This window comes from Microcoleus sp. BM001215392, assembly GCF_036700185.1.
In the GTDB taxonomy this organism is placed as follows: Bacteria; Cyanobacteriota; Cyanobacteriia; order Cyanobacteriales; family Microcoleaceae; genus Microcoleus.
The window spans coordinates 1-4,021 of record NZ_JAUBOJ010000531.1; the positions used below are offsets into that span (position 1 = coordinate 1).

At 47.8% G+C, this 4,021-nt stretch carries 3 protein-coding genes; 1 reads left to right on the forward strand and 2 read right to left on the reverse strand.

The window, feature by feature from the left end:
- Positions 1-266: 266 nt before the first annotated feature.
- Positions 267-1,157: a 50S ribosomal protein L11 methyltransferase gene (prmA, locus tag QT974_RS32085; protein WP_333472414.1), complete on the reverse strand. Its 891-nt coding sequence runs from the start codon at positions 1,155-1,157 to the stop codon at positions 267-269.
- Between the two features lie 312 nt (positions 1,158-1,469).
- On the reverse strand, positions 1,470-3,053 hold the full coding sequence (gene serA, locus QT974_RS32090; protein WP_333472415.1) for a phosphoglycerate dehydrogenase: 1,584 nt from the start codon (positions 3,051-3,053) through the stop codon (positions 1,470-1,472).
- 288 nt (positions 3,054-3,341) lie between these two features.
- On the opposite strand from serA, the gene QT974_RS32095 reads away from it, so the two are divergent.
- Positions 3,342-3,848, forward strand: coding sequence for a hypothetical protein (locus QT974_RS32095; RefSeq protein ID WP_333472416.1), 507 nt, complete (start codon positions 3,342-3,344; stop codon positions 3,846-3,848).
- Positions 3,849-4,021 lie beyond the last annotated feature (173 nt).

The following is a 4,021-nucleotide window of genomic DNA, read 5'->3' on the forward strand; positions in this document are numbered from 1 at the left end:
GGACGGGCGGGACGCCCATCCCACAATCACAATAAAAATTGTAAGTTATTTAATTTTCATTTCTAAAGTCCTTACTACAAACTTAATATAATTTCTCTATCTTAATTATGCTGCTGCAATTACTTACTATCTTACCCAACTGCTGTAGAGTGCGTCAGCCAATATCTGATTGCTTGTGAATTGAATTATCCTAACTGACGCACCATACAAATTACTCTACAAACGTTGAAGAAGGACTAAAGTCCTTACTACGAACCTTCCCAATATTAACTGCGGCGAATATTAAAACAGCACCAATCTTGGCGCTTCCACAAAGTAGCGACAATCCAGCCATGCTGTTCGAGAGTGTCAGCAATTGGTTTAGCTTGATCGAGCAAAATGCCGCTGAGAATTGCCCAAGTAGTCGGCTTGCTAATGGCGGTGAACTGCGGGATTAAATCAATGATTACTTCTGCTAAAATATTGCACATCAAACCGTCGATCGGCTCATTGACGAGTTCTTTGAGCCGATCGATACTTCCGAGTTCTGCCACTAACTGCTGGGGATTGACGCGGTTGAGCTGTCTGTTGCTGATGGTCGATCGCACTGCCAAAGGATCGGTATCCAAAGCATAAACTTTTGTGGCGCCCAACAACACCGCGCCGATCGACAAAATGCCCGATCCGCAGCCGATATCAGCAAGTATATATTTTTTGTCGTCAAAACCGAGGCGCATTTCCAGTGACTCCAGACAGAGTTGAGTCGTAGCGTGAGCGCCCGTACCGAAAGCGACACCGGGATCTAAACGCAAGATTGCGCGATCGGTATCAGTCGGTGATGGAAGCCAAGCCGGATTAATTAAAAAGCGATCGCCCACTTCTTGAGGCTGCCAGTGCTGCTTCCAAGTGCTGCCCCAGTCCTCCTCTTCAATCAAATCCCACTGCATCGCAGGTAAGGGCAAACCTGCACAGAGAGCATCTTGGCGCAGCCACAGAGACAGGGCGGCTAAATCCAGCAATCGCGCTTTTTCTTCGGGCAAATAAGCCGAAATCAGGCAGGAATTGCTTTTGATTTCAGTCGCGGTTCCCCGACAATTAAATTGTTCCAGACGCCAAAAGATGATATCTTCCAGCGCCGGATCGCAAATAATTCTAATTTCCCACCAGCTATGTGCCATGTTACAATTTTAGATTTTAGATTTTAGATTTTAGATTGGCTCGTCAGGAACTGGAGACTGGGAACTGGGGAGTGAGGAATGACGATTGACTAATAGAAAAATTCCAGCTTTCTTACAATTAATAATGCCCTATTACCCCTTACCAATTATCATTCCTTGCCTCGAAAATCTAAACTCCCAAATCTTTCAAATAGTCACTGTGTAATGACTTTAGATTTTAGATTTACACAACCTAAAATCTAAAATCCTTTAAAGATTTACCGTCTGACGATTGGAAATTTTAGATTAGCAGAACCTAAAATCTACAATTGTTTAAAGATTCACAGTGTAAGCATCCCGAATCCCAGGGACTTTGATAATTTCAGCCAATATACCCTCTGGTAGAGGGTCATCGAGGCTCAAAACCATGACTGCATCGCCGCGCACGATTTTACGGCCTACTTGCATACTGGCAATATTGACATTAAAACTGCCCAATTGGGAACCAATTTTGCCAATAATCCCCGGCATATCGCGGTGCAAGGTAAACAGCATATGGTGCGTCGGGCAAACGTTGACTGGGAAATCGTCAACGCTGGTAATCCGAATTTCGCTTTCGCCGAGGACTGCACCCGTGACGGTGTGTTCGCCGAGAGTTCCCTTAGCACAGAGGCGTAGAGAGCCTGTGTAGTCGCGGATTGAGGCGTCTCTGGTTTCCACGACGCGAATTCCGCGTTCTTTGGCTTCTATGCTGGCGTTGACGTAGTTAACGCGCTCTCGCAGGGCTTGGGAGAGCAGGCCTTTGAGGGAGGCGACGACTACGGGCTGGCTTTGGTTGCTGGCCAATTCGCCTTGGAGTTGGACGTTGAGGTAATCGACTCGGCCTCCGGCTAGCTGGCTGACGAGGTTGCCTAGGGTTTCGGCGAGTTGCAGGTATGGCTTGAGTTTTTCGATCGAGTCTGGGTAAATTCCTGGGATGTTGACAGCCGATCGCGCGGGGAGTCCCAACAACACATCACGGATTTGTTCGGCAACATCGATCGCCACATTCACCTGAGCTTCCGCCGTAGAAGCTCCCAAGTGAGGCGTCAGCACGATGTTTTGGCCGACATTCCGCAGCGGAGAATCAGCTTCTAGCGGTTCGTGTTCGTAAACATCGATCGCTGCACCGGCAATCTGACCTGATTTGATTGCTTCTGCGAGGGCTGCTTCGTCGATGATGCCACCTCTGGCGCAGTTAATTATCCGGGCCGTGGGCTTCATCTTCGACAGCACAGAGGCGTTAATTAAGTGCAGGGTTTCCGGCGTTTTGGGGATGTGCAGGGTGATGTAGTCAGATTCGCGCATCAACAGTTCGAGCTCTACCAAGCGGCAGCCCAACTGTTCGGCTCTTTCAGTCGAGATGAAGGGATCGTAAGCGAGCAGTTTCATCCCCATTGCTTTAGCTGCGGCGGCGAGGTGCGAGCCAATTTTGCCCAAACCGACAATACCGAGGGTTTTTTTGTAAACTTCTACGCCGATAAAGCGGTTGCGTTCCCATTTACCGCTTTTGACGGAGGCGTTGGCTTCGGGGATGTGGCGGGACATCGAGAGCATCATGGCGATCGCGTGTTCGGCGGCGGCGATCGTGTTGCCTTCAGGGGAGTTGACGACTACAATTCCTTTGCGGGTAGCGGCGGGTACATCGACATTATCTACGCCAACTCCAGCTCTACCGATAATTTTGAGGAGATTTCCGGCTTCAATGATTTCTTTGGTAACTTGGGTGCCAGAACGGATCATTAAAGCATCGTAATCTGGAATAATTCGCACGAGCTCTTCGGCTGACAGTCCTGTGTTTACGTCAACTTGTGCGACTTGGGAGAGGATGTCAATTCCGGCTTGGTCGATCGGATCGGATACTAGAACTTTAGGCATAGCAAGCAATTGAGTGCAATAGTAAAAATAGGCCGAGCGTTGGCGAGCTCAAAGTTGAGACTTATGACTTAGAGCAGAATCTAACAGCTCACCTCAAGCTTGCCTTTGTGCAGTTTGAATTGTATCCGTATTCGGTCAAGGTCGGTCATTTTTGCTTGAAATATTTTACCTTTGCGGGCGATCGTCCTGGGCAATCGTCTTAAAAACGCTCAATTGCTTAGCTAGCAAGTCTTTTCAGGCTATAATGAATTCCGGGTATTGAAGCCTAACTATCAGGAATTATTGTCAATGAATTATCTTATCGCCGTACTGCCCGATCGAATGCAAGCCGAAGCTGCCTATTGCGCCCTCGAAAAAGAAGGCTTACCCATGAAGCAAGTCAGCATTTTGGGACGGGGCTACAAAACTGCTGATGAATTTGGCTTAATCGACCCCAACCAGCAAGCAAAGAAACAAGCTAAACTCATGGCTGTGTGGCTGATACCGTTTGGCTTTATTGCCGGCGTTACTTTCAGCTTGATGACAGAGTTGAAGACTTTTGCATGGGCGGGCGAAATTGGCGATCACGCGATCGGCGGAGTGCTAGGTGCGATCGCAGCCGGGATGGGCAGCGTTTTTGTCGGCGGTGCGGGAGGAATGGCCTTTGGTAGCGGCGATGCTTTGCCATACCGCAACCGCTTAAATGCCGGCAAATTTTTGATTGCAGTTAAAGGGAATGACAATTTAACCAATCAAGCAGCTAATATTTTGAAGCAGTTTGAACCGGAAAATATGCAAGGTTATACAGAGAGTTAATTCTCATCTGCGTTCATCTGCGTTCATCTGCGGTTAAAACTTCCAAGTTAGTATTATGGCAACCGGTGCATCTGCAAGCAAATATGTGTGTATGGGCTATAGCATGACCGCAATCAAGATGAGATGATAACTAATAACTTATATGCGGTCATGCTTCTTCAGGCTTCAAAAAC

What these genes read in the sequence shown, in the direction of transcription:
- serA (WP_333472415.1), bottom strand. Translation starts at nt 3,053, where the DNA reads ATGCCTAAAGTTCTAGTATCCGATCCGATCGACCAAGCCGGAATTGAC.
- QT974_RS32095 (WP_333472416.1), top strand. Translation starts at nt 3,342, where the DNA reads ATGAATTATCTTATCGCCGTACTGCCCGATCGAATGCAAGCCGAAGCT.
- prmA (WP_333472414.1), bottom strand. Translation starts at nt 1,157, where the DNA reads ATGGCACATAGCTGGTGGGAAATTAGAATTATTTGCGATCCGGCGCTG.